The following is a 22,495-nucleotide window of genomic DNA, read 5'->3' on the forward strand; positions in this document are numbered from 1 at the left end:
CGTTAAAATAAGCTGAATTTAAACTATAAGGAATCTCACTATGCGCTGGAAAGGACGTCGTGTTAGTAGTAATGTAGAAGACCGTCGTGGCGGTGGTGCCAAAGCCGGTGGAATCAGTATTCTCGGGTTGATTATTGCTTTCGTGGCCTGGAAGTTTTTTGGCGTTGATCCACAGCAAGCCTATCAAACCACCAAGCAGGTCACGCAAGGTGTTTCTAGTGCAGAAACACGGGGTTTGGAAAATCCAACGCCAGAGCAGCAAGAAGCAATCGATTTTGTAGGAACTGTGCTTGCCGATACAGAAGATACCTGGTCTCAAATATTTCAGCAGCAGCTGAACCAGCAATATACTGCACCCAAATTGGTTTTATTTAGTGGTGTGGTAAATTCTGGTTGTGGTACAGCGCAATCGGCCATGGGACCTTTCTATTGTCCGGCAGACCAGAAAGTTTATATTGATACGGCATTCTTTAAAGATATGCGTACTCAAATGGGAATCAGCGGGGAACAGAACTCAACCGAGTTATCTCGCAATGATCAGGCAGGTGATTTTGCTCAAGCCTATGTGGTAGCGCATGAGGTAGGTCATCATATCCAGACCATTTTAGGTATTTCTTCACAGGTACAGCAGGCACGTCAACAAGCTACTCAAGCACAGGGTAATCAGCTTTCTGTACGTCAAGAACTACAGGCTGATTGTCTAGCTGGGGTATGGGCTTATCATAACCATGAGCGTACGCAGTTCCTGGAGCAGGGGGATGTACAGGAAGCAATGGATGCGGCACACAAGATCGGTGATGACTATCTGCAGAAAAAGGCACAAGGCCATGTCGTACCGGACAGCTTTACGCATGGTACCAGTGCACAGCGGGTAAAATGGTTTAATACCGGCCTGAAATCAGGTCAGATGTCTGCTTGCGATACTTTTAATCAAAATATCTAAAATTAAAGATCAAAAAAGGGGAGCAAATGTTCCCCTAATGATTGAATAGTTATTTTTCCAGAAAACGACGGAAGTTTTTCAAAATCTTGATACTGACAAATAAGGCAGCTAAGGCAAATAGCCAAATCGCAAAGAGAATATATTTTAAATTGCTGATGTCATTATTATAAAATTGCTTCAATTCATTTTTGGAATAGCTAAGTTTAGTGATCTGACCAGTTCGACTATCTTGGAATTGAATATTTTCAATATAAAAATAATTTTTCACTTTTACTAAATTAACATTCTGAATCTGCCGGGTATGTGACTGGTTATAGTCATCAGTACATAGGGCAGCATAATGCTCACAGCTGATTTTCGCTACATAACCATTTCCCGCAATCAGGATAAACAGCGCATTGTCTGGACGTTGATTATTAGACACCAGTACATATTGCGCTTTGGCACTGCTTTTTAAAGGAATGCTCACAGCTTGCTGATAATATTGATCTGCTTTCAGGATTTCCTGAATTTTGGCAACACAGGTGAACATCAAGGAAAGTGTGATTGAAAAAATGACAGCAGCGAGACACAGACGGAATATGGTTTTGACGGTTTGATGCATGGGAGAAAATTTCAAAATAGAAAGAAGAGAGATGAGCAATAAAGTGCTTTAAGACTGTATGTTAAATCATCAGTTGTGAATATTGAAAAGAAACTTAACTTAATTCGAAAAAAAAATGGGACTAAACTTGATCCGCTAAAATATACTGTTTTTTTAAATTTATATTTCAAGTAAATCTTTCAGCTCACGGCTGCAAATTGCCAAATCTTAGGAAACCTAATGGGAAGTTTCTTTTTTTTACAACTGTTGACGGTGGTCTTTGCTCTGTCAATTGCCACTACCATGTTCAACAAACGTGTTCTAAGTTTTCCTCAAGCCATTGGTGTGCCGATTGTTTCCGCTATTTTTGTATTTATCCTGCAATGGTGCGCCAGCCTGTTACAGGGTAATCCATTTTTTAGCATCAATATTGATAATATTGAGAAAGCAGTTCGCCATGTCGATTTTTATGACTTCCTGATTAATGGTGTGATCTGTTTCATTCTGACTTCATCCGCATTGAAGTTTAAGGTTTCAGATTTACGCAATCACTGGCGGCCGATTGGTATTCTGGCCAGTCTGGCATTGGTTTTCTGTGCAGTTTTCTTTGGTATTGCGCTGTACGGTTATCAGTTCCTGATTGGTAACCAGGTCGATATATTGGTTCTACTATTACTCGGTGCTGCGCTCGGAGCAACGGATCCCATTGGGATTAAAGGTGTACTCAGTTCGGTACGCGCACCCCATCATTTGATCGTGAAGCTGGAAGGTGAGTCGCTGTTTAATGATGCCATGTGTATTGCATTATTTATGACCTTATTAAATGTACTGCAAGGTGAAAACTTTACCGTACTCGCCGTCCTGCAAACATTGCTTTATGAAATTGTCGTGGCAGTCTTGATCGGAATTGGGTTTGGTTTGGCGATTTTACGTATTCTGCGCGGTAAGCATGAAATGGAATCACTGATATTAACTACTGCACTGTTGGCTTGTGGTTCATATCTGGTTGCTTTACTGGCGCATGCTTCTGCACCAATTGCCTGTGTAATAGGCGGCTTGATTGTCGGTAATAAATGGAAAGAAATTCTGGCTGATGCAGATATCGGTGATGTAAACCATTTCTGGCATACGGTAGAGGGGATTATCAATTCCTTCCTGTTCACCTTGATCGGCCTGGAATTGTTCATTATTGATCTAAGCACCAGTCTGGTTCTAGGCGGAATTGTTGCTTTCATAATTCTGCATTTGGCGCGATTCCTGGCCAACCATCTGTCTTTTGCATTATTCCCTAGAATGAGCAAGAAGAGTTATAACGGCAGTTTAACCATTCTGTCTTGGGGCGGTGTACGTGGCGGGATTTCCTTAGCCCTGATTCTGGCAGTGGCCAATATTCCACAACTGGAAGCATATAGCAGTATTCTGATTGGATATACCTTTATTGTGGTGCTTCTTTCAGGGGTGGTTTGTGGCCTAGGTTTGCCAGCCGTAATGAATGCCTTTTATTACAACCCGAATGAAGAAACCCAAGGTTTTAAAGGCTGGTATCAGCGGATGTGCCACAAAATGAACCGTCGCGGTTTTCAGTATATTGTAGGGGAGGATGCAAATGGAAATGAAACCATCACCATCTTCCAGCCAGAAATGCTGATTGATAAGAAAGATGCAGATGGAGTAGCAACAGTGCATCATCCTGACAAAGTACAGGAAGTGAAGCGTTTAGAGAATCCGGAGAATTTCTAATTATTAGAAGTTTCTGTCAAGATTGAAAGCCTATGACATCAAGTGCAAGCCAGGAAATGGCACAAATGATTCTGAGTGTGGTTAGCCAAATTCCTTATGCGAAAGTAGCGACTTATGGGCAGATCGCTAAGCTGGCTGGCTTGCCTAAACATGCACGTCTGGTAGGTAGGGTTTTAAGTCAGCTTGATACAGAAACCGATTTGCCTTGGCATCGTGTCGTGAATGCTCAAGGTAAGATCAGTCTCAATAAACTGGATGAATATGGACATAATATTCAACAGCAAAAATTAGGCGCAGAAGGGATTCTATGTGCTGGAAATCGGGTCAGCTTAAAGCAGTTTCAATGGGATGGATTTGTTTGAAAGAGAAATCCCCACTTGATTGAAGTGGGGATTTTTTTATTACTTACGGATGACCATTACAGGAACATTGGCTTGTCCCAAGATGCTTTGCGCAACACTTCCCAAGAACAGTTTCTTAAATCCAGTACGGCCATGTGAACCAATTACAATCAGATCAGTATTCAAGGATTCAGCTGCCTTGACAATTTCGCTATAAATCACCTGACCTTCAAGTAACTGAGTCTCTGCCTCAATACCTGCCGCAGCAAATTTTGCTTTTGCTTCGTCAAGTGTTTTCAAAATCGCGGTACGGGCACGTTCAACCAGATCATTGGTTTGAGCTGCTGTAATGTATTCAGCAGCGATATAGGGATCAAGTGCCAGCACCTGAACCACTGTCACTTTACTATTAAATGCTTTGGCAATTTCGACGGCTTTATCAACTGCAGCGTAGGAAGTTTCTGAACCGTCAACGGGTACTAAAATATGTTCAAATGACATTAGAATTCTCCTTATCGGAAATAAGTTTTATAAAAATATGACGCGTTAAAATCGTGTACGAATTGTTGTTTATACTTTGATCATAGCGCGTATTTTATAAAAATAAAACCAAGTAAATACCTCAGTATTATGTTTAACAAAGCAATAATTTTTAATGGTTGATATATTTTATAAGTTTCTGATTTATAATTATATTTTAAGATTAAAATAATATGATTTTAGAATATTAATGAACTAGGTTAAGAAAGCCATCTAATTTTAATAATGTATTATTACCTGTAATTTTAGATTCAAAAAATCCCTGTTATATAAAACTGTAGGGACAGGTTTAAAATTGAGATTTTAATAGGGTCTGTTGACATTTACTGTTCATAATTAAACCTATAAAGGTAGCCATAAAAATATACAGGCTAAGGCAACAGCACTTTGATAATTTCTTTTGAGCTTGTCATATCGAGTAGCTATTCCTCTAAATTGCTTTAATCTACAAAACATATTTTCAACTAAATGCCTGATTTTATATAAATACCAGTCCATATGATCATTGTTCGATTGGCTATTTATTTTCTTTGGTATATTCGCTTTCGTCCCTGTTTTTCTGATCTGTTCACGCAGTGGTTCTGAATCATAGCCTTTATCTGCGCAGACCACTTTTGTCTCTTTTAAGTCTAATGTTGATATTAAATCAGGTGCAACTTTGACATCATGTGTGGTTCCATCGGTAATCATGAAATCAACAGGATTGCCATTTGCATCAACAATCAAATGTATTTTTGAGGAGTTTCCTCCTACACTTTTAGAAATGGATTGATTCGCTATACCGGCAGAATGTTGATGAGCACGTACGTGAGAGCCATCAATAAAAATCCACTCCATATCGGGGCATGAGGCTAGTAATTTGAATAATCTAAGTAACTTACCGCTGCTTGACCAACGATTAAAACGTTTGAAAATAGAGTTTGATTGACCGAAATAGGAAGGAATATCTCGCCACGGACAGCCTGTTCTAATTCTATAGAGAATAGCTTCAATAAAATTGCGTAAATTTGAGTTGTGGTGAATGGATAAATTACGCAGAATAACTTTCAACTTTTGCCAGTGTTGATCTGTCAGCATGGTACGAGGCATAGCGAATAGTAAAATTGGGTTTGGCGATTTGATTTTACTACTTCGCTATTTTTTAAGCTAAAAGTGTCAACACACCCTAATAAAAAATCTATCAAACTGCATAAAGATAGCCTGCTATTTCTAATAGTAAGCTTCTATCAGCATAATTTTAGTGTTCTAAAATTTCCCTTTCCGAGGGTGGGGTAATACCGTTATTTTCTTGTTTAGATTGATCATGATCTGAAATGGATTTCTCACATTCATTATAGTGATCAATTGCAAAATTTTTAATTAAGGCTGAGCGTTCAAACTGATCATGTAGTATTTCATATTTAAACGCTTTTTCAGTAAGTTTTATACCAATCACAGCATGGAGATCATTCTCTGCACCGTAGTGCTGCTTTATTTGCTGAATCATCCATTTCTGAGGTGCACCTTTGAGTCTAAAGAGCATGACTTCTTGAGCCAGATCCTTTACATCTTCACATCCTAAAAATCTGCTGCTTGGATGAATAACAGTTGCAGTGGCTAAACTTGTAAAATTCAATAGGAGCAGGCTTAGGTATATTTTGAATTTCGTCATCTTCAGTTTTGCTTTAATCCAGAGATACTATTGGTCATATTTGGAAAAGCATTATAGCGATAGGAAAAGGTAGTAGATTCACTTTTTATTTTGTTTCTTCAGCAAGTTATTCTTAAGATTAAATATTATTTGATACGACTTCGATTCAGATTTGGCTTTAAAAAAAGATACTAATTTTCATAGTATTTGCTAATAGGTTTCGAATTAAAGCATGATTTGTACAAAGTTTAAGAGTTTATGATTAATTTGCATAAAGACTGAACATTTGTGGTTTAAAATGCTTGACGATACAACCTGAAATTACGATAATGCGCACACAGTTTACGGCTATGTAGCTCAGTTGGTTAGAGCACCGCACTCATAATGCGGGGGTCACAGGTTCAAGTCCCGTCATAGCCACCATTTTTAAAGACCAAGCTCTCAGCTTGGTCTCTTTTTTTGTACCATAAAAATATTAATAAAAAATTAAGAGAAAGTTCTTCTAAATTTCTGTCTGTTTAAATTTTTGAATCTTCTTTTAATTTCTTAACCCTATTTATTGCTTAAAGATAAAAAAATGCCCAAGCATTTACTTGGGCATTATGGCTAATCTAGTTTTGTTAAAACTTAGATACCTGCTTTCCAACCATTAACGACCGGATAGCGACGTTCACGACCATAAGAACGCGAGCTGATACGTGGACCAATTGCCCCTTGACGACGTTTGTATTCGTTAATATCAACTAGACGAATCACTTTTTTCACGACTTCAGCTTCAAAGCCTTTGGCAATGATGTCATCTTGGCTCAGATCTTCTTCAATATAAGCATAAAGAATCGCATCAAGCACTTCATAAGCCGGTAATGAATCCTGATCGACCTGATCTGGACGAAGTTCTGCTGATGGTGGACGAGTAATGACACGCTCAGGAATTACTGGAGTTTCTGCGATGCTGTTACGGTATTTTGCCAGTTCAAACACAATGGTTTTATAAACATCTTTTAATACCGCGAAGCCGCCGACCATATCGCCATATAGTGTGCAGTAACCAACGGCAAGTTCGGATTTATTACCGGTTGCCAGAACCAGATTGCCGAACTTGTTAGAAAGCGCCATTAATAAAGTACCGCGTGCGCGCGCTTGCAGGTTTTCCTCAGTAGCATCTACAGGGGCATTGCCAAAGAATGGATACAGGGTTTGCAAGAAGCCACTTACAATCGGGTTAATCTCAGCAATACCGAAAGTTACACCCATCGTTTTCGCCTGTTCAGTGGCATCTTCTACACTGATCTGAGCAGTATAGGTATAAGGCATCATCACTGCTTGGACTTTGTCAGGGCCAATCGCATCTGCTGCGATGGCAAGAGTCAGGGCAGAGTCAATACCACCAGACAGACCCAGAATCACGCCTGGGAAACCTGAACGCTGTACATAGTCACGAGTTGCCATCACCAGACTTTGATAAATCTCAGCCATGGTTTCTAGGGCTGGAGTAATCGTGCCTTTGCTGAACTCTAATTTTTCTGCATCATATTCAGCGATATACAAGCCCTTTTCAAAGCTAGGCGCTTGTAGAGCCACTTCGCCTGATTTATTGAGTACAAAGCTGGTGCCGTCAAAAATGAGGTCATCTTGTCCACCTACTTGGTTACAGTACACCAAATTGATATTCAACTGTTTGACCAGTGCAGCCATGGTATCGATACGGTGTTGCGGTTTGCCTACTTCGTATGGAGAAGCATTTAGAACCAGCGCAGTATCAATATTTAATTGAGCCAGCTGTTGAACGGTAGATAATGACCAGACATCTTCACAGATCAGAACACCAAACTTGTGTCCCAGATATTCGAAGATCAGATGTTGATGTCCTTCACCAAAATAGCGTTTCTCATCAAATACACCATAGTTTGGCAGAGTTTGCTTATTATAAACCCCTAAAACTTCACCATCTTTCATGACGGCTGCTGAGTTATAGCGTTCACTATCTTCGGTTTGATTGACAAACCCGAAGACCATGACGATATCTTTTACTTCAGTCAGTTTCTCAAACGCCAGTTTTGTACGTTTAGCCAGACTTGGACGAATTAATAAATCTTCAGCCGGATAACCTAAAGTTGAAAGTTCAGGGAAAATAATAAGATCAGCATTATCTTTTTTGGCCTGATTTGCCAAATCTATCATTGTCTGCGTATTTGCATCTAAATTGCCCACATGTGGAGAGAATTGAGCAATCGCAATTTTAAAACTTTTCATTCCAATTAAGTCCTATTCCTATAGGTGAATACACTAAATCACTGATTTTTAAAATTCTAATTATCCAGCTGAGTGCAGTTTGATACGAACAAAATGCCAAATGGCCAAAATTAAAAAAGTCATGACCGCATGATCATTAAATCTTGATTTGCGAGCTACAAATATCATACTTGGCTTATTTTATCGAAATTTGAGGCAGATGCTAGAGCTGTTTCAGGAGAATTGAAACAGATATACAAAGTTATGATCAGAAATGACTTATTATGGTGCTTTTTTATTCTGGTAAATGCAAAAAAATACTCAATTGGATTTAAATGAGTTTATTTTCCAAAAATAGAAATCAACAGAATACTTGAGTGAAAAATATTCAATATCATCTGCTTAACTGATTTTTTAAAATAATATTAGGGATTTTTTTTAGAAAAATATCGCGTGCAATATCTCCCTGTTGTTCAATGTTATAGTCTAAAAAGGATTTGTTGGGATTAAATTGATATTTGTAAGGATTATATTTTCCCATACTTAAAAAATAAGCGGTTTGCAAAAAAGCACCCTTAAACAACACATTAATATTCTGCTGATATTGATAAATATGCGCCATTTCATGAATGAAAAGCGCCTGATAAGAACAGCTTTCTTTAGAATAATCGTCCCGATAATTCAGGTTACGCACATGAATATAACCACTTGGTGCCATAATCACATGCTTGGATTGCCAAGGCAGGAAAGGGTGATTCATGACACGGACTGCTGAATAGTCAATCAGGTCAGCAAAGACTTGTTGGCAAAGCTTGATTTCACCTGAAGTTAAGTTCCGGCTTTTAAACTGATCAAAACGAATCATTTTCAGGATGAAGGGAAGCAGGTAAAACAGCATTAAAACTCAATCCTTAACGATATAAGAGTAATTTCTAGAAATTTGCAGAAATTGAAAATTCTTCAGGTTTACTATTTTAAGTTTTTCACATCTTGGTTGTGTTGGTTTTTGTCAGTCATAAAAAAACCACCCAGAAGGGTGGTTTCTTACGTCTTTCAACGCTAACCGAATTAACGGTTGATGTCGCGCTGAACTTCGCCAGTGTAAAGCTGACGAGGACGACCGATCTTGTAAGGACCGCTGTGCATTTCTAACCAGTGGCTGATCCAACCAACTGTACGAGCAAGCGCGAAGATCACAGTAAACATTTCTGTTGGGATACCAATCGCTTTAAGGATGATACCTGAGTAGAAGTCTACGTTAGGGTAAAGGTTACGTTTGATGAAGTATTCGTCAGAAAGTGCAATACGTTCAAGTTCCATAGCAAGAGCAAGCTGTGGATCGTTGATGCCAAGAGCACCAAGAACTTCGTCACAAGTTTCTTTCATTACTTTCGCACGTGGATCGAAGTTTTTGTACACACGGTGACCGAAGCCCATGAGTTTAACTTCTTTAGTTTTCACTTTTTCCATGAAGCCAGCAACGTTCTCTACAGTGCCGATTTCATCAAGCATCTTAAGAACAGCTTCGTTCGCACCACCGTGAGCAGGACCCCAAAGTGCAGAAATACCAGCAGCGATACATGCATATGGGTTAGCGCCAGTAGAACCAGCTAAACGTACTGTAGACGTAGAAGCATTTTGTTCGTGGTCAGCGTGAAGTGTGAAGATACGGTCCATTGCTTTCGCAAGAATTGGATCTACTTTGTAGTCACGGTCTGCTGGAGTAGCAAACATCATGTACAGGAAGTTTTCAGCGTAAGTCAAATCGTTACGTGGGTAAACGAATGGTTGACCAACAGTGTATTTGTAGCTCCAAGCTGCCAAAGTAGGAATCTTGGCGATTAAACGAATCGCAGTGATTTCACGATGGTTAACATCTTCGATGTCCAGATTGTTATGATAGAACGCAGACAACGCACCAACAACACCAACCATGATTGCCATAGGGTGAGCATCACGGCGGAAACCGTTATAGAAGCGGCTTACTTGATCGTGAACCATAGTGTGGTTACGAACTTTAGCGTCGAATTCTTCTTTTTGCTCAGCTGTTGGAAGCTCGCCATTAAGAAGTAAGTAGCAAGTTTCTAGGTAATCAGCTTTAGTTGCTAACTGGTCAATTGGGTAGCCACGGTGTAAAAGAACACCTTTATTACCATCGATGAAAGTGATTTTAGACTCGCATGCAGCTGTTGCCATAAAACCAGGATCAAAAGTAAAGTGACCTGCAGCCAATACATCTTTAACGTCGATTACATCTGGGCCCAATGTGCCGCTGTAAATTGGTAATTCAATTTCTTTGCCATCAAGCTGTAAAACGGCTTTCTTGCCAGTTGCTTCAGACATTCAATAGATCTCCTGTCCTGGTGAATGTATATCCGAGTTGCCTATCAATCTTTTAATGCACAAAACGGACGGATCAAAAAATTGCTATAAGATTAGTGGCTACTGAAATTTTGTCAATTATACTTATGGATGAAAAATGACATTCTCATAGTGGTTTAGTCATTTATCTTGGTATAAAAAGTTTAATAAAATCACAGTACCAAACCTCTATAATAAGTCAAATTGAACAGAAGGTGCAGAAAAAAATATAGTCTTTGCCGTATTTGTAAGCATTTTTTCCTAGCAAAAAATAAAGGAGAAATTGAGAAAATATTTTAAGGCTACAACTTAAAATTATATAAATCTCGTAACTTACATCGATTTCCTTAAGTTTTTACTTCAAACTTGAATTATAAATAAAAGCAATAAATTTTCTTTTTAGCTGTCTTTAATTGGCTAAAAAATAGCTCGCAAATTTGCTTCACTTTGTTTAATACAACTTAAACAAAAATAAATAAGTGTTTTTTTGAATCTAAAATGTCTAAAAACATCAAAAAAACTATGATCTACAAAGAGATAAGTAGGTTTTGGTACAAAAATTCCAAATTGAGATACCTCTATATAAATAGTCATTATTTATTTGTGAAATTATCCTTATGATTTTACTTGGGATTAATAAGGACTTAGGGACAAAATTACATTTTTACCGTTCATCTTTAGTCTAAATCTACTTAGTCGAAGCTCGGCTGAATAGCAGACTAAATTAATCAAGTTAATTATTAAAAAACAAATATCTAGAATGAAAATATGAAGATAAAGCAAGTAGGGGAGAACTTAAAGTTATTGTTAATGATTCTTATTTAAAGGTTTTTTGTTTAAAAAGCCAAATACAGTTGTTTGTATTTTAATAGTTCACGTTTTATAATTCAGTGTCGTTTTATGTTTAGGCATGTATTTGCCTGATAATGCCAGCTTTCCTTCGAATTAATTCCAACAAACTCCGGATGGAGTTTTTAACTACAGGATGCCCGCTGTGAAAAGCAACAGACCTGTCAATTTGTCCATGGGTCAAGTTTTAGAAGTAAACTTAAAATCACCCGTGGCTATTGCATCAATTCTACACCGTCTTTCAGGTGTCATCGTATTTTTACTCGTACCGGTCCTTTTGTGGCTGTTGGATAAATCATTGTCTTCAGCAGAAGGTTTTGCTGAAGTGCAGGAAATCTTTAACGGTTTCTTTGTTCGCTTTATCGTATGGGTATTTGTAGCCGGCTTAATTTATCATTTGTTCACTGGTATTAAGCACTTACTTGCAGATATCGGCGTTGCAGAAGAACTGCAAAGCGGTCGTACTGCAGCTACTATTTCATTAATCTTGTCTGCAATCGGTATTGTTGCAGCATTTGTATGGATCGTACTCTAATGAAAAGTGCTACTGGTTTAACAGGTTCAGGTTCTCGTGATTGGTTTGTCCAACGCATTAGTGCTGTAGTTCTAGCTGCTTATACCGTTGTGGTGTTTGGTTGGATCCTACTGAATGGTGGCTTCAACTACGAGCAATGGTACGGCTTTATGATGACAGTTCCAATGAAGATCATGTCTTTGTTGGCAGTCTTATCTCTTGTTGCGCATGCATGGATCGGTATGTGGCAGGTATTCACTGACTATGTGACTACTCGTCAAATGGGTCCATCAGCATCAGGTTTACGCCTTGTACTGACTTCAGCAGTGATTATTGCTGTATTTGCATATGCGATCTGGGCAATCCAGATTTTTTGGGCGAATTGATAGGAAACAATCATGGGCGCTATAACCCCTAAAGAAGATTACACAAATATTCCGCACGAAACTTTCGATGCAGTTATCGTTGGTGGTGGTGGTTCTGGTATGCGCGCTTCTTACCAACTTGCTCAAGCAGGTTTGAAAGTTGCGGTACTGACAAAAGTATTCCCAACACGTTCTCATACTGTAGCAGCGCAGGGTGGTATCGGTGCATCTCTTGGTAACATGCAAGAAGATAACTGGCATTACCACTTCTACGACACAGTTAAAGGTTCTGACTGGTTAGGTGACCAAGACGCGATCGAGTTCATGACTCGCGAAGCACCGCAAGTGGTATACGAATTAGAACATTTAGGTATGCCATTTGACCGTAACGCAGACGGTACGATTTACCAACGTCCATTTGGTGGTCACTCTGCAAACTACGGTGAAAAAGCAGTTCCACGTGCATGTGCTGCAGCCGACCGTACAGGTCACGCGCTTCTTCATACGCTTTATCAAAGCAATGTGAAAATGGGTACTCAGTTCTTCGTTGAATGGATCGCGCTTGACCTGATCCGTAACGAAGCAGGTGATGTACTGGGTGTAACAGCAATTGACCAGGAAACTGGTAAAATTGCCGTATTCCAGGCGAAAGCTACATTGTTCGCTACAGGTGGTGCTGGTCGTGTTTACCGTGCATCTACTAACGCATATATCAACACTGGTGACGGTCTTGGTATGGCAGCTCGTGCAGGCATTCCATTACAAGATATGGAATTCTGGCAATTCCACCCTACAGGTGTTGCGGGCGCAGGCGTACTGTTGACTGAAGGTTGTCGTGGTGAAGGTGCAATCCTTCGTAACAAAGACGGCGAACCGTTCATGGAACGTTATGCACCGACTCTGAAAGACTTGGCTCCTCGTGACTTCGTATCACGTTCTATGGACCAGGAAATCAAAGAAGGTCGTGGTTGTGGTCCTAAAGGCGATTATATCCTTCTTGATATGACTCATTTGGGTGCTGACACCATCATGAAACGTCTGCCATCTGTATTCGAGATTGGCAAGAAATTCGCGAACGTTGACATTACTAAAGAGCCAATTCCTGTAGTACCAACAATCCATTACCAAATGGGTGGTATTCCTACGAATATTCATGGTCAGGTAGTTGTTCCTGAGTCTCCAGAAATTGAAGCACTGGTTACTCACTACGATAAAAATACTGATACCTATTCTACTAACCAAGAAGGTCGCAACTTCACGAAACCAGTGAAAGGTTTCTATGCGATTGGTGAATGTTCATGTGTATCTGTACACGGTGCAAACCGTCTAGGTACAAACTCACTGCTTGACTTGGTTGTATTTGGTAAGGCTGCCGGTCAGCACATCATCGATTATGTGACTAAACACCACGGTGATGAATATGAACCGCTTCCTACAACTGTACTTGAGCAAACTGTTGCACGTATTCGTAAACTTGACGAATCAACTACAGGTGAAAATGCTCAAGAAGTTGCTGATGCGATTCGTGATATCGTTCAAGACCACGCTGGTGTATTCCGTACATCTGCACTTCTTGAAGAAGGTGTGAAACAGATTCTTGCAATTGAACCGCGCGTGCGCAACATTCACTTGAAAGACAAATCTAAAGTATTCAACACAGCACGTATTGAAGCACTTGAAGTTGAAAACTTGTATGAAGTTGCTAAAGCGACTCTAATTTCAGCTGCAGCGCGTAAAGAATGCCGTGGTGCGCATACGGTAGTAGACTTTGAAGAGTCTCCTGACCATCCTGCATACCCATACGGTCGTCGTGATGATGAGTGGATGAAGCACACATTATGGTTCTCTGCGGACAACCGTCTTGAGTATAAGCCAGTGCGTTACCGTCCATTGTCGGTTGATGCGATTCCACCTAAACCACGTACATTCTAATTCGGAGAAGTAAGATGAGTAGAGGTACTCGTACATTTAATATCTACCGCTACGATCCTGATAAGGATGCAGCACCGTACATGCAAACTTTTAAACTGGAATTGACTGATAAGCACCGTATGTTGCTTGATGCACTTCTGGCCTTAAAAGTACAAGACGAATCTTTAACGTTCCGTCGCTCATGTCGTGAAGGTATTTGTGGTTCTGATGGTGTAAACATCAATGGTAAGAACGGTCTTGCATGTCTGTGGAACCTGAATGATTTACCAGAAACAATCACAATCCGTCCACTACCAGGTCTTCCAGTAGTTAAAGACCTTGTAGTTGACATGAACCAGTTCTACGATCAGTACAACAAGATTCATCCGTTCTTGATCAACAACCAGCCTGCACCTCCTAAAGAGCGTCTGCAGTCTCCTGAAGAACGTGAACATCTTGATGGTCTGTATGAATGTATTCTTTGTGCATGTTGTTCAACTTCATGTCCATCATTCTGGTGGAACCCAGACAAGTTCTTGGGTCCTTCAGCATTGTTGAATGCATACCGTTTCATCATTGATTCGCGTGATACAGCAACTCAAGAGCGTCTGGCTCGTCTTGACGATCCGTTCTCTCTGTTCCGTTGTAAAGGTATCATGAACTGTGTATCTGTATGTCCTAAAGGCTTGAACCCTACTAAAGCAATCGGTCACATCCGTAACATGCTTCTAGATATGGCTGGCTAATTTAGACTGCAATCAACAGTTTTTCAAAAAGCACACCACTTGGTGTGCTTTTTGCTTTATAGGGCTCCATAAATGAACAGTGGTAGTGAAAACTGCTGTTATTGGTGCTGTATCTTATATGATCAAATCGGGTGATGAATCATTGCAGAGCATTTTGGTCGGATTTATGCACTATTATGATGTTGTTTAAGGTATTTATGATTTTTAGATGTAATTCTGGACTGAAAAAGGTTTTCAATAATGTTATTATATAACGCAAAGTTGTAAAGGGAGTGGATTGGAAGATTTACTCTCTTTTTGTTTATCAAAAAGATGTAGGACTTTAGTCTACGCTGAATGTGTTTTTCATTTAAAGCTCCCTATGTTAGAGTAATTTCTGACGGAAGTATTTGACTAAAAAACATGCGTTTCTCGTCAAAAAAATCAATTGATTAGTCGAGATCGTGATAGCATTTAGCACAAGACTATATTTAAAAAATGTGTGGGCCGGTGTACATTTTTTAAACACGGAAAAAGTAGAGACTGGTATATAAATGTAAGTCAAAGTCGCTTTAGAAAAAATATAGTTTAAATCTTTGTTTTTTCTAAGTCGATTTGCAAAAAATTGCTCGGTCACGATCGGGTATTCAATGAGTGATGATGCCGCTGAGGGGCGTTATTGTTCATTAAACATATCAAGAATTTTCTTGGTGTGGTGATAACGCCTCATGGCTTATGCCTTATGGGGGACTAATGTTGAATTATCAATTTGACATTACTAATCCTGGGTTTTGCTTAAAAAGCATCCTGAAAATGTTTTTGCAATAGGAAATGGGTCCACAAATGCAAGAAGTTGCTGACGCTCTGCGTCTTGACACTGAACTTTCCGCTGATAGTGCAGCGTATATTGAAGAACTTTATGAGCAGTACCTCACTGCTCCAGACTCAGTGGGTGCTGACTGGAGAGCGTACTTCGATAAATTCCCAAAAGGTGATCAACCACACAGCAATGTACGTGAGCAATTCCTACTTTTAGGTCGCAATTCAAGCCGTATTCAGCCTGTTATCCAATCGACAGTAAGTTCAGAGCATGAACGTCGTCAAATTGGCGTTTTACAGCTGATTGCTGCGTACCGTAACCGTGGCCACCAAAAGGCAAAACTGGATCCATTAGGTCTGGCTAAACGCGAAGTTGTGCCAGATCTTGATCTTTCTGCGCACGGTTTAACTCAGTCTGATCTGGACACTATATTCAATACCGGTAACCTTGCGATTGGTAAGGAAGCAGCGACTTTGGGCGAAATGGTCCAAGCGATGGAAGCGACTTACTGTAGCTCTATCGGTGCTGAATACATGCATATCGTGGATACCAAAGAAAAACGCTGGATCCAGCAACGTCTTGAAAGCGCACGTGGTCAATATGGCCTGAGTGCTGATCAGAAAAAACATGTTCTTGAACGTTTAACTGCGGCTGAAGGTCTGGAAAAATACCTCGGTAATAAATTCGTGGGTGCAAAACGTTTTGGTGTTGAAGGTGGTGAGTCTTTCATTCCTATGGTGAATGAATTGATCCAGCGTGCCGGTTCTGTAGGCTGTAAAGAAGTCGTAATCGGTATGCCACATCGTGGTCGTCTGAACCTTCTGGTTAACATCATGGGTAAAAACCCGGCTGACCTGTTCGGTGAGTTCGAAGGCAAATCACTACACAAGAAAGGTTCTGGTGACGTTAAGTATCACCAAGGTTTCTCTTCTAACGTGATGACTCCAGGTGGTGAAGTTCACTTGGCATTGGCGTTTAACCCATCTCACCTTGAAATCGTTGGACCTGTAGTTGAAGGTTCTGTACGTGCACGTCAAGTCCGTCGTAAAGACATTGGCGGCGATGACGTGTTACCAGTGATTGTTCACGGTGATGCTGCATTTGCAGGTCAAGGCGTAAACCAAGAAACCTTCCAGATGTCACAGACTCGTGGTTACACAGTAGGTGGTACAGTTCATATCGTAGTGAACAACCAGGTTGGTTTCACCACATCTGATCCACGTGATGCGCGTTCTACAGAATACTGTACTGATATCGCGAAAATGATCCAGGCACCGATCTTCCATGTAAATGGTGATGATCCGGAAGCTGTATTATTTGTTGCTCAGCTTGCACATGACTTCCGTCATACTTTCCGTAAAGACGTCGTGATCGATATGTTCTGTTACCGTCGTCGTGGTCATAACGAAGCGGACGAACCAGCTGCAACTCAGCCAATGATGTACCAGGTGATCAACAAAAAAGCGACCACTCGTACGCTTTATGCTGACAAACTGGTTCAAGAAGGTGTACTTGATCGCGCAACTGCAGATCAAATGGTTGAACAATACCGTTCTGATCTTGAAGCAGGTAAACATGTTGCCAATGCACTGGTTCTAGAGCCGAACAAGAAAATGTTCGTAGACTGGACACCGTACCTGGGCCATGAATACACAGACGAGTGGGATACTACATGTGATCTAGAACGTCTTAAAGAGCTTGGTCGCAAAATGCGTGAGCTTCCAGAAGGCTTCGTGATGCAGCGTCAGGTATCTAAAGTGATTGACGACCGTCTGAAAATGCAAACTGGTGAAATGCCGCTGAACTGGGGTGCTGCTGAAACTCTAGCCTATGCATCACTGCTAGATGATGGTTATCTGGTCCGTTTAACTGGTGAAGACGTGGGTCGTGGTACATTCTCACACCGTCATGCAAAACTGCATAACCAGGTAGATGGCTCAACTTATATTCCACTTTGCCACATCAAAGAGAACCAACCGCGCGTTGCGATCTATGACTCTTTATTGTCTGAAATGGCAGTACTGGCATTTGAATATGGTTATGCGACGACTCTTCCTAAGAGCCTGATCATCTGGGAAGCTCAGTTCGGTGACTTTGCAAACTGTGCACAGGTGGTAATCGACCAGTTCATCTCATCTGGTGAAACCAAATGGGAACGTGTATGTGGTCTGACTATGCTTCTGCCACACGGTTTCGAAGGCCAAGGTCCTGAGCACTCATCTGCACGTCTGGAACGTTTCTTGCAACTATGTGCTGAAGACAACATGCAAGTGATGACTCCAACTACACCTGCACAGATCTTCCACGCATTACGTCGTCAGGCAATCCGCCCGATCCGTAAGCCAATGATCATCATGTCACCTAAATCATTGCTTCGTCATAAATTAGCGGTGTCTAATCTGGAAGAACTGGCTAACGGTACATTCCAGACTGTGATCGACGAAGTAGATAACATCAACAAAGCAGACGTAACCCGTCTGGTATTGTGTGGTGGTAAGGTTTACTACGATCTGGTTGAAAAACGTCGTGAAAAAGAATTGAACAACACTGCAATTGTACGTATTGAACAATTGTATCCGTACCCAGAAGCACGTCTTGCAGAAGTTCTTGCTCAGTATCCAAACGTGAAAGAACTGGTTTGGGCACAAGAAGAACCGAAAAACCAAGGTGCTTGGTTGTTCATCGCGCCTCGTTTATATGACGATGTGATGAAAGCGGGCAAACAAATCCGTATTAGTTACGCAGGCCGTGAAGCTTCAGCTGCACCGGCGTGTGGTTCACCATACTTGCATGCAAAACAACAAGCTCAGCTCGTTAACGACGCTCTAGCGATCGATGCTGAATAATCCAGGAGATTCTAAATAATGGCAACCGAAATTAAAGCACCGGTATTTCCAGAGTCAGTTGCGGACGGTACGATCGCAACTTGGCACAAACAACCAGGTGAAGCAGTATCACGTGATGAAGTGATCTGTGATATTGAAACTGATAAAGTTGTTTTAGAAGTTGTTGCTCCTGCAGACGGTACAATTGCATCAATCGTTAAAAATGAAGGCGATACAGTGCTTTCTGCTGAAGTGATTGCACAGTTTGAAGAAGGTGCTGTATCTGGCGCAACTCAAACTCAAGCAGTTCAATCTGAAACTGAAGCATCAGTAGAGCAGGCTGCTGCAAAAACTGAAGCGGGTAATGCACCGATCGTTGAGCGTCAACAGGTTCAAGACCAGGCTCCAGCAGTACGTAAAGCATTGACTGAATCTGGTATCAATGCTGCTGACGTATCTGGTACAGGTCGTGGCGGTCGCATCACTAAAGAAGATGTTGCGAACCATCAGTCTAAACCTGCAGCGCCTGCTGCTGCACCGTTAAGCGTTGCGGTTGGTGAACGTATTGAAAAACGCGTTCCAATGACTCGTCTGCGTAAACGTGTTGCTGAACGTCTGCTTGCTGCAACTCAAGAAACAGCAATGTTGACTACGTTCAACGAAGTTAACATGAAACCAATCATGGAAATGCGTAACCAGTACAAAGAAGCGTTTGAAAAACGTCATGGTGCGCGTCTAGGCTTCATGTCATTCTTCGTTAAAGCTGCGACTGAAGCACTGAAACGCTATCCAGCAGTGAATGCATCGATCGATGGCGACGACATTGTTTACCATGGTTACTATGACATTGGTGTAGCGGTTTCTTCTGACCGTGGTCTAGTGGTTCCTGTTCTTCGTGATACAGACCGCATGAACTATGCTGAAGTTGAAAACGGCATCCGTGCATACGCTGGTAAAGCGCGTGAAGGTAAACTTGCAATCGAAGACATGACTGGTGGTACTTTCACTATTACCAACGGTGGTACTTTCGGTTCATTACTTTCAACTCCAATCTTGAACACTCCACAAACTGCGATCTTGGGTATGCATAAAATCCAGGAACGTCCTATGGCAGTGAATGGTCAGGTTGAAATCTTGCCAATGATGTACCTAGCGCTTTCTTATGACCACCGTCTCATTGATGGTAAAGAAGCTGTAGGTTTCCTTGTAACAATCAAAGAATTGTTAGAAGAACCAGCTCGTCTAATCCTTGATCTTTAATTCTAAAGAATAAATCCATGGGCTTAGGGTGATCCTCTAGGCCCATTTTTGGAGAGAATAATGTCTCAACAATTCGATTTAGTTGTAATTGGTGGTGGCCCAGGTGGCTACGAAGCTGCAATTCGTGCTGCACAGCTTGGTTTTAAAGTTGCATGTATCGAAAAACGTATTCATAAAGGTAAACCTTCTTTAGGCGGTACTTGCTTAAACGTCGGTTGTATTCCTTCTAAAGCACTTCTAGATTCTTCTCACCGTTATGAAGATACTGTTAAGCATTTAGATGACCACGGTATTACAACGGGTGAAGTTGCTTTCGATTTGTCTAAAATGCTGGCGCGTAAAGACAAAGTCGTTGAGCAATTGACTGGTGGCGTTGCACAGTTACTTAAAGGTAATGGCATCGAATGGTTACAGGGTACTGGTAAATTACTTGCTGGTAAAAAAGTTGAGTTCGTACCGCATGAAGGCGAAACTCAGGTTTTAGAGCCTAAATATGTCATTCTTGCATCTGGTTCTGTACCAGTAAATATTCCTGTTGCTCCTGTAGATCAAGACCTGATCGTGGACTCAACTGGTGCGCTTGAATTCCCAGAAGTGCCTAAACGTCTTGGTGTGATCGGTGCTGGTGTAATCGGTCTTGAACTTGGTTCAGTATGGCGTCGTCTAGGTGCGGAAGTTGTTGTATTTGAAGCAATGGACGCATTCTTGCCAATGGCTGACAAAGCATTAGCAAAAGACTACCAAAAACTGTTGACTAAACAAGGCCTTGATATCCGTATCGGTGCAAAAGTTTCTGGTACTGAAGTTAATGGTCGTGAAGTGACTGTTAAATACAGCCAAGGCGGCGAAGACAAAGAACAGACTTTCGATAAGCTGATCGTTTGTGTGGGTCGTCGCGCTTATGCTGAAGGCCTATTGGCTGAAGATTCAGGTATCAAACTGACTGAGCGTGGTCTGGTTGAAGTAAACGACTGGTGTGCAACTTCTGTTGAAGGCGTATACGCAATCGGTGACTTGGTACGTGGTCCAATGCTTGCACATAAAGCAATGGAAGAAGGCGTAATGGCTGTTGAACGTATCCACGGTCATGCTGCTCAAGTGAACTACGACACCATCATTTCTGTAATCTACACTCATCCGGAAGCGGCTTGGGTAGGTTTAACAGAAGAGCAAGCCAAAGAAAAAGGTCATGAAGTGAAAACTGGTCAATTCGGTTTTGCTGTAAATGGTCGTGCTTTGGCTGCTGGTGAAGGTGCTGGTTTCGTGAAGTTTGTTGCTGATGCAAAAACTGACCGTCTACTTGGTATGCACGTGATTGGACCTGCTGCGTCTGATATCGTTCACCAAGGTATGATTGCACTTGAATTTGTATCTTCAGTTGAAGATCTACAGTTGATGACGTTTGGTCACCCAACGTTCTCTGAAGTCGTACATGAAGCTGCTCTTGCAGTTGATGGTCGTGCGATTCACGCGATCCAACGCAAGCGTAAGTAATTCTTCAAAGAGCGGCTCCGGCCGCTCTTTTTACATTTGGTGGTTGTTTTTGAATGAATAATCATCTAAAAATAAAGATAAGTAAAATTTAAGATCCAAAAATACCAATATTGATTGATGAGAACCAAGAAATATTGGGAAAACGTGTAATAACAAAGTCAAATAAGTAGTAAAAGGTTAATCAATGAATTTACATGAGTATCAAGCAAAAGCGTTATTAAAAAAATATGGGATGCCTGTACAAGAAGGTATTCTTGCTACTAATGCTGAAGAAACAGTCCATGCTTTTGAGCAGCTTGGTGGGAAGTTTGCGGTATTAAAAGCGCAGGTTCACGCAGGTGGTCGTGGCAAAGCGGGAGGGGTAAAAGTGGTAAAGTCGGCTGAAGAAGCAGCTGAATATGCCAATCAGATTATTGGTTCACGTTTAGTAACCTATCAAACCGATGCAAACGGTCAGCCAGTCAATAGTATTCTGGTGTCTGAAGATGTGTATCCGGTTGAGCGTGAACTCTATTTAGGTGCAGTAGTAGACCGTTCTAGCCGTCGTATTACTTTTATGGCATCCACTGAAGGTGGTGTCGAAATTGAAAAAGTTGCAGAAGAAAATCCTGAAAAAATCATTAAAGTAGAAGTTGATCCTTTAGTAGGGTTATTGCCATTTCAGGCGCGTGAAGTGGCGTTTGCACTTAAGTTAAAAGATAACCAGATCAACCAATTTGTCAAAGTCATGACAGCTGCTTATCAAGCTTTTGTGGAAAATGATTTTGCTTTATTTGAAATTAACCCGCTCTCTGTTCGTGAAAATGGCGACATTCTTTGTGTCGATGCCAAAGTCGGTATTGATTCGAATGCACTTTACCGTCTGCCTGAAGTCGCTGCTTTACGTGATAAATCACAAGAAAATGAGCGTGAGCTGAAAGCATCTGAATTTGATCTGAACTACGTAGCGTTAGAAGGCAATATCGGTTGTATGGTCAATGGTGCTGGTCTTGCAATGGCAACCATGGATATTATCAAGCTTTATGGTGGTCAACCAGCTAACTTCCTGGATGTGGGCGGTGGTGCGACCAAAGAGCGTGTAATTGAAGCGTTTAAAATTATCTTGGCAGATTCTTCTGTGCAGGGTGTATTGATTAATATTTTTGGTGGAATTGTACGTTGTGACATGATTGCTGAGGCAATTATTGCAGCGGTTCAGGAAGTAAATGTCACTGTCCCTGTAGTTGTTCGCCTTGAAGGGAACAATGCAGAGCTTGGTGCCAAGTTACTGGATGAATCAGGTTTGAAATTGATTTCTGCAAATGGCCTGGCCGATGCTGCAGAAAAAATTGTTGCTGCAGTAAAAGCTTAAGGAGTATCACA

Annotated in this window: 18 protein-coding genes and 1 tRNA gene; 12 read left to right on the forward strand and 7 right to left on the reverse strand. The window is 41.0% G+C overall.

Annotated features, from left to right (window positions below):
- Nucleotides 1–40 precede the first annotated feature (40 nt).
- Nucleotides 41–943: a KPN_02809 family neutral zinc metallopeptidase gene (gene ypfJ, locus F897_RS07145; protein ID WP_005234599.1), complete on the forward strand. Its 903-nt coding sequence runs from the start codon at nucleotides 41–43 to the stop codon at nucleotides 941–943.
- Nucleotides 944–992: 49 nt separating this feature from the next.
- On the opposite strand, the gene F897_RS07150 is transcribed toward ypfJ, so the two are convergent.
- Nucleotides 993–1,547: a hypothetical protein gene (locus tag F897_RS07150; protein WP_005234603.1), complete on the reverse strand. Its 555-nt coding sequence runs from the start codon at nucleotides 1,545–1,547 to the stop codon at nucleotides 993–995.
- Nucleotides 1,548–1,766: 219 nt separating this feature from the next.
- Here F897_RS07150 and F897_RS07155 point away from each other — a divergent pair, with 219 nt between their 5' ends.
- Together F897_RS07155 and F897_RS07160 are read left to right on the forward strand one after the other, a co-directional pair.
- Complete coding sequence (locus tag F897_RS07155) at nucleotides 1,767–3,266, forward strand: cation:proton antiporter (RefSeq protein ID WP_005234605.1); 1,500 nt, start codon at nucleotides 1,767–1,769, stop codon at nucleotides 3,264–3,266.
- A 65-nt stretch (nucleotides 3,267–3,331) separates the two neighbouring features.
- The gene (locus tag F897_RS07160) at nucleotides 3,332–3,628 is read left to right on the forward strand and encodes an MGMT family protein (RefSeq protein WP_005234606.1); all 297 of its coding nucleotides are present in this window, start codon (nucleotides 3,332–3,334) and stop codon (nucleotides 3,626–3,628) included.
- A gap of 39 nt (nucleotides 3,629–3,667) precedes the next feature.
- On the opposite strand, the gene F897_RS07165 is transcribed toward F897_RS07160, so the two are convergent.
- From F897_RS07165 to F897_RS07175, 3 genes are all read right to left on the reverse strand, one after another.
- Entirely contained in the window at nucleotides 3,668–4,108 is a 441-nt protein-coding gene (locus F897_RS07165) for a universal stress protein (RefSeq protein ID WP_005234607.1), read from the reverse strand.
- Nucleotides 4,109–4,489: 381 nt separating this feature from the next.
- The gene (locus tag F897_RS07170) at nucleotides 4,490–5,236 is read right to left on the reverse strand and encodes an IS5 family transposase (RefSeq protein ID WP_005234608.1); all 747 of its coding nucleotides are present in this window, start codon (nucleotides 5,234–5,236) and stop codon (nucleotides 4,490–4,492) included.
- 148 nt (nucleotides 5,237–5,384) lie between these two features.
- Entirely contained in the window at nucleotides 5,385–5,798 is a 414-nt protein-coding gene (locus tag F897_RS07175) for a hypothetical protein (RefSeq protein ID WP_005234609.1), read from the reverse strand.
- 325 nt (nucleotides 5,799–6,123) lie between these two features.
- Here F897_RS07175 and F897_RS07180 point away from each other — a divergent pair.
- Nucleotides 6,124–6,200 (forward strand) — tRNA-Met (locus tag F897_RS07180).
- A 204-nt stretch (nucleotides 6,201–6,404) separates the two neighbouring features.
- Here F897_RS07180 and F897_RS07185 read toward each other — a convergent pair.
- From F897_RS07185 to gltA, 3 genes are all read right to left on the reverse strand, one after another.
- Nucleotides 6,405–8,030: an NAD+ synthase gene (locus F897_RS07185; RefSeq protein WP_005234610.1), complete on the reverse strand. Its 1,626-nt coding sequence runs from the start codon at nucleotides 8,028–8,030 to the stop codon at nucleotides 6,405–6,407.
- A gap of 373 nt (nucleotides 8,031–8,403) precedes the next feature.
- Nucleotides 8,404–8,907, reverse strand: coding sequence for a hypothetical protein (locus F897_RS07190; protein ID WP_005234611.1), 504 nt, complete (start codon nucleotides 8,905–8,907; stop codon nucleotides 8,404–8,406).
- Nucleotides 8,908–9,077: 170 nt separating this feature from the next.
- A complete protein-coding gene (gene gltA / locus F897_RS07195; RefSeq protein ID WP_004782984.1) occupies nucleotides 9,078–10,352 on the reverse strand; it encodes a citrate synthase in 1,275 nt (424 codons plus the stop codon).
- A gap of 1,003 nt (nucleotides 10,353–11,355) precedes the next feature.
- Between gltA and sdhC the strand changes: the two genes are divergently transcribed.
- The 8 genes from sdhC to sucC all read left to right on the forward strand — a co-directional run bounded on the left by sdhC (nucleotide 11,356) and on the right by sucC (nucleotide 22,484).
- Nucleotides 11,356–11,754, forward strand: a complete 399-nt coding sequence (sdhC, locus tag F897_RS07200) for a succinate dehydrogenase, cytochrome b556 subunit (protein WP_034705238.1) — start codon at nucleotides 11,356–11,358, stop codon at nucleotides 11,752–11,754.
- Entirely contained in the window at nucleotides 11,754–12,119 is a 366-nt protein-coding gene (gene sdhD, locus F897_RS07205) for a succinate dehydrogenase, hydrophobic membrane anchor protein (RefSeq protein WP_005234613.1), read from the forward strand. The genes sdhC and sdhD overlap by 1 nt, the downstream gene beginning before the upstream one ends.
- Nucleotides 12,120–12,131: 12 nt before the next feature.
- Nucleotides 12,132–14,030 carry an FAD-binding protein gene (locus F897_RS07210; protein WP_005234615.1) on the forward strand — a complete coding sequence of 633 codons (1,899 nt, stop codon included), beginning with the start codon at nucleotides 12,132–12,134 and terminating at the stop codon, nucleotides 14,028–14,030.
- A 14-nt stretch (nucleotides 14,031–14,044) separates the two neighbouring features.
- On the forward strand, nucleotides 14,045–14,755 hold the full coding sequence (locus tag F897_RS07215) for a succinate dehydrogenase iron-sulfur subunit (protein ID WP_004810837.1): 711 nt from the start codon (nucleotides 14,045–14,047) through the stop codon (nucleotides 14,753–14,755).
- An 822-nt stretch (nucleotides 14,756–15,577) separates the two neighbouring features.
- On the forward strand, nucleotides 15,578–18,400 hold the full coding sequence (locus F897_RS07220; protein ID WP_005234618.1) for a 2-oxoglutarate dehydrogenase E1 component: 2,823 nt from the start codon (nucleotides 15,578–15,580) through the stop codon (nucleotides 18,398–18,400).
- Between the two features lie 18 nt (nucleotides 18,401–18,418).
- A complete protein-coding gene (gene odhB / locus F897_RS07225; protein WP_005234619.1) occupies nucleotides 18,419–19,639 on the forward strand; it encodes a 2-oxoglutarate dehydrogenase complex dihydrolipoyllysine-residue succinyltransferase in 1,221 nt (406 codons plus the stop codon).
- A gap of 60 nt (nucleotides 19,640–19,699) precedes the next feature.
- Nucleotides 19,700–21,133 carry a dihydrolipoyl dehydrogenase gene (gene lpdA / locus F897_RS07230; protein ID WP_004782973.1) on the forward strand — a complete coding sequence of 478 codons (1,434 nt, stop codon included), beginning with the start codon at nucleotides 19,700–19,702 and terminating at the stop codon, nucleotides 21,131–21,133.
- Nucleotides 21,134–21,317: 184 nt separating this feature from the next.
- Complete coding sequence (gene sucC / locus F897_RS07235) at nucleotides 21,318–22,484, forward strand: ADP-forming succinate--CoA ligase subunit beta (RefSeq protein WP_005234621.1); 1,167 nt, start codon at nucleotides 21,318–21,320, stop codon at nucleotides 22,482–22,484.
- Nucleotides 22,485–22,495: the final 11 nt, after the last annotated feature.

This window comes from Acinetobacter variabilis (genome assembly GCF_000369625.1).
Classification (GTDB): domain Bacteria; phylum Pseudomonadota; class Gammaproteobacteria; order Pseudomonadales; family Moraxellaceae; genus Acinetobacter; species Acinetobacter variabilis.

Bases quoted from the DNA above. Each gene is read 5' to 3' on its own strand.
- F897_RS07190 (WP_005234611.1), bottom strand. From the start codon at position 8,907: ATGCTGTTTTACCTGCTTCCCTTCATCCTGAAAATGATTCGTTTTGAT.
- F897_RS07160 (WP_005234606.1), top strand. From the start codon at position 3,332: ATGATTCTGAGTGTGGTTAGCCAAATTCCTTATGCGAAAGTAGCGACT.
- F897_RS07155 (WP_005234605.1), top strand. From the start codon at position 1,767: ATGGGAAGTTTCTTTTTTTTACAACTGTTGACGGTGGTCTTTGCTCTG.
- F897_RS07210 (WP_005234615.1), top strand. From the start codon at position 12,132: ATGGGCGCTATAACCCCTAAAGAAGATTACACAAATATTCCGCACGAA.
- sdhC (WP_034705238.1), top strand. From the start codon at position 11,356: ATGCCCGCTGTGAAAAGCAACAGACCTGTCAATTTGTCCATGGGTCAA.
- ypfJ (WP_005234599.1), top strand. From the start codon at position 41: ATGCGCTGGAAAGGACGTCGTGTTAGTAGTAATGTAGAAGACCGTCGT.
- F897_RS07185 (WP_005234610.1), bottom strand. From the start codon at position 8,030: ATGAAAAGTTTTAAAATTGCGATTGCTCAATTCTCTCCACATGTGGGC.
- F897_RS07150 (WP_005234603.1), bottom strand. From the start codon at position 1,547: ATGCATCAAACCGTCAAAACCATATTCCGTCTGTGTCTCGCTGCTGTC.
- odhB (WP_005234619.1), top strand. From the start codon at position 18,419: ATGGCAACCGAAATTAAAGCACCGGTATTTCCAGAGTCAGTTGCGGAC.
- F897_RS07220 (WP_005234618.1), top strand. From the start codon at position 15,578: ATGCAAGAAGTTGCTGACGCTCTGCGTCTTGACACTGAACTTTCCGCT.
- F897_RS07175 (WP_005234609.1), bottom strand. From the start codon at position 5,798: ATGACGAAATTCAAAATATACCTAAGCCTGCTCCTATTGAATTTTACA.
- F897_RS07215 (WP_004810837.1), top strand. From the start codon at position 14,045: ATGAGTAGAGGTACTCGTACATTTAATATCTACCGCTACGATCCTGAT.
- F897_RS07165 (WP_005234607.1), bottom strand. From the start codon at position 4,108: ATGTCATTTGAACATATTTTAGTACCCGTTGACGGTTCAGAAACTTCC.
- sdhD (WP_005234613.1), top strand. From the start codon at position 11,754: ATGAAAAGTGCTACTGGTTTAACAGGTTCAGGTTCTCGTGATTGGTTT.
- F897_RS07170 (WP_005234608.1), bottom strand. From the start codon at position 5,236: ATGCCTCGTACCATGCTGACAGATCAACACTGGCAAAAGTTGAAAGTT.
- gltA (WP_004782984.1), bottom strand. From the start codon at position 10,352: ATGTCTGAAGCAACTGGCAAGAAAGCCGTTTTACAGCTTGATGGCAAA.
- sucC (WP_005234621.1), top strand. From the start codon at position 21,318: ATGAATTTACATGAGTATCAAGCAAAAGCGTTATTAAAAAAATATGGG.
- lpdA (WP_004782973.1), top strand. From the start codon at position 19,700: ATGTCTCAACAATTCGATTTAGTTGTAATTGGTGGTGGCCCAGGTGGC.